Source organism: Pseudomonas sp. AFG_SD02_1510_Pfu_092 (genome assembly GCF_003331055.1).
Lineage (GTDB): Bacteria > Pseudomonadota > Gammaproteobacteria > Pseudomonadales > Pseudomonadaceae > Aquipseudomonas.
In genome coordinates this window covers 1-2616 of sequence record NZ_PUQD01000120.1, presented here as the reverse complement: position 1 = coordinate 2616, position 2616 = coordinate 1, and the positions used below count along the sequence as shown (strand labels likewise).

Annotated in this window: 2 protein-coding genes and 1 pseudogene; all 3 read left to right on the top strand. The window is 51.7% G+C overall.

The genetic code is table 11. The annotated features are described in order from the left end of the window. A pseudogene (locus C6A77_RS25460) lies at positions 1-875 on the top strand (hypothetical protein); the annotation flags it as partial. Beyond that, complete coding sequence (locus C6A77_RS26050) at positions 875-1642, top strand: DUF6708 domain-containing protein (RefSeq protein ID WP_241507456.1); 768 nt, start codon at positions 875-877, stop codon at positions 1640-1642. The pseudogene C6A77_RS25460 and the gene C6A77_RS26050, both read left to right, overlap by 1 nt. Before the next feature lie 280 nt (positions 1643-1922). Then, positions 1923-2525 carry a DUF6708 domain-containing protein gene (locus C6A77_RS25070; RefSeq protein WP_241507455.1) on the top strand — a complete coding sequence of 201 codons (603 nt, stop codon included), beginning with the start codon at positions 1923-1925 and terminating at the stop codon, positions 2523-2525. Positions 2526-2616: the final 91 nt, after the last annotated feature.

Here is a 2616-nt window from a genome sequence, read left to right as displayed (position 1 = left end):
TGGCCAGGTACGGCGGTGCAATCAGCGCGCTCGCGGGTGTCATGGATGCGGCGCAATACGTGAATGCGCTGGTCCGGACTAATCGCCAAGGGGACGACTCTTCCAGCAATAAGTACGCTCTGGCGACAACGTTCACTGCGGTATCCGTCTTCGCTGGCGTTCACTCCGCAATATTCGCAAGCTCACTACTCGGCCCCTTAGGCGTTGCGATTATCTTTGGCTTGGCAGCTTACACGCTGGCGAAGGAAGCCAAAAATCAAGAATCCACACTATTTGAACTTTGGTCTCGACATAGTAGATGGGGAGTACCGAAAGCCCAGCGACGCTGGGTAAATTCAACAGACCTCGACACCTCGATTGGCGCATTGAATGCGGCAGCCCTGGGCGTGACGGCCCATACCTCAATTGAGACCAGGCTTCAAATATCTCAAAGCGTCCATATGCAGGGCCAAACTGGAACCTTACTTAGCGATGGCGCAGCTGTTGCAACAGGCTTCGTACTTGACTTGCATATCAGCCTGCCGAATTTCAGTGCCAACGGCGCGTACAAATGGCAACTGACTATGTTTCCTACTGGTATTGATCGGCACCCATTTCATCTCTCCAGCAACAGCTCACGCCCGAAAATTATCGAATACGTCCCTGAAGAAACAAAAAACGCCTTTACAAACACTGAAGGTGCCAGCGACGCCTTACAACTGGAAACCATCAATAACACTTTAAATATCAGAAACTCAATTCCACTACTTGAGCATCACAATATCAGCGCGATTGAATTAACGCTAATCTATTGGCCCCACAAAAATGACCAATCGCTTCACGCAACGATCACATCGAAAGAAAACAAATTATCCTCCCTGAGGAGTCTATTCTGATGCCACGCCCGCTCCTTAACCCTCCGTGCACTGGGTGGATTGAAGATCTTCCTTACCCTGACGTTCCTCCCGCTATCGCCACCCGCTTGGGCAAGCAAAACCCCAACCACCAAGATTTGATCTACCTTGAGTTAGCTAGAACGCTCGGCTGGGCAAGAGAAATAATGGCTTTTTTATCATTCCCAACTGTCGCGACGAGCTTACTCCCATTGAGTTTCGTCGGATCTAACTTAGAGCACCGAGACTTTGAAACTTTACTCCTGAACATATTTGCAGCCGCATGCGGAATATGGATGTTTATCGTCGGCCTTCGGGTAAGCGTATCGCCTCCCCGCGACGAACCCCTTCGTTTCAATCGCGCACGCGGAAAAATGTATGCCTATAACTTCAAGTACCGTTGGTGGAACCCCTTCGAAAACTGGAAAGCCGAAACAGTTTGCTACGACTGGTCCCAAGTCCGCGCCGAACGCTGGTCACAAAACGGTGTCCTGCCGAACGGTGGGACCATTATCAAATGGGGGGTCATGCTGTCCATCGTCGCGCCTGGTACGAACAACGTTATCGACCGTTTTCCCTTGGGCATGATGGCTGACCAGCATACTTGGGCCTACATCTGCACCTACATGCAACAAGGCCCCTCAGCCCTCCCTCCACCCGGCGAGCCCAAGGACCACAACGATGTGCTCTGGTGCGAATTCGCCTTGCGTCTGGCACCCAAGGTGAACTGGCCAGCCGAGATGGACTTGGAATCGCGCACCGCCCCCTGAGCCCGCAGGGCTCCTGTATAAATTAGTCTGGCCCTTATTGTTGGATGGACAGTTCGATGTACGCCAAGATAATCCTCAAAGAAAACAGGCTCAACAGCCCGAGGCCATTCCCATGAACCGCCCACTCCTTATCCCACCTTGCCCTGGATGGATAAAGGATTTACCTGCTCCGGGTGAGTCAATTTCATTTGAAGCAGCAGTCGACAATCAAGTACCCAACCACCAATGCGCTATATACCTAGAGCTACCAAGGCACACATTTAATTTTAGACATCTGCTTATGTTTTACTCCCTGTTCACAGCCATGACGATACTACAGATACCCGGCCTGATCAGTGAAAGCATCCGTTACAATGATTACGAAACTGCACTAGCGTGTGCACTTGCAGCTGTGGCTGGATTATGGATGTCCCTATTTATGTTTCGGCTCAGCACTTGCGCCCCAAGAGATGAACCGATCCGCTTCAACAGAGCACGTGGAAAAATCTATGCTTACAACTTCAAGTACCGATGGTGGAATCCTTTCGAAGAATGGAAGGTTGATCCCGTTAGCTACGACTGGTCACAGGTACGTGCAGAACTCTGGTGGCGCAACGCGGCTTTACCTAACGGCGGGTTTTTTTTCAACAATGGCGTAATGCTGTCCATCGTGACACCTGGCACGAATAATGTCATCGACCGCTTCCAGCTAAGTTTCATGGGCGCCAACGAACATGTCTGGGCCTATGTCTGCACCTACATGCAACAAGGCCCCTCAGCCCTCCCACCACCCGGCGAACCCAAGGACCACAACGATGTGCTCTGGTGTGAGTTCGCCCTGCGCCTGGCACCCAAGGTGAACTGGCCAGCCGAGATGGATCTCGAGTCGAGAACCGCCCCTTGAATCTACCAGGCTCCTGTGGGAGATTCTATGGTTTTCAGCAAGCCAGTTTCCCGCCTTTGGTGACGTATTCGTCCTGATTTTTCATCAGGGC

What these genes read in the sequence shown, in the direction of transcription:
- C6A77_RS26050 (WP_241507456.1), top strand. Translation starts at nt 875, where the DNA reads ATGCCACGCCCGCTCCTTAACCCTCCGTGCACTGGGTGGATTGAAGAT.
- C6A77_RS25070 (WP_241507455.1), top strand. Translation starts at nt 1,923, where the DNA reads ATGTTTTACTCCCTGTTCACAGCCATGACGATACTACAGATACCCGGC.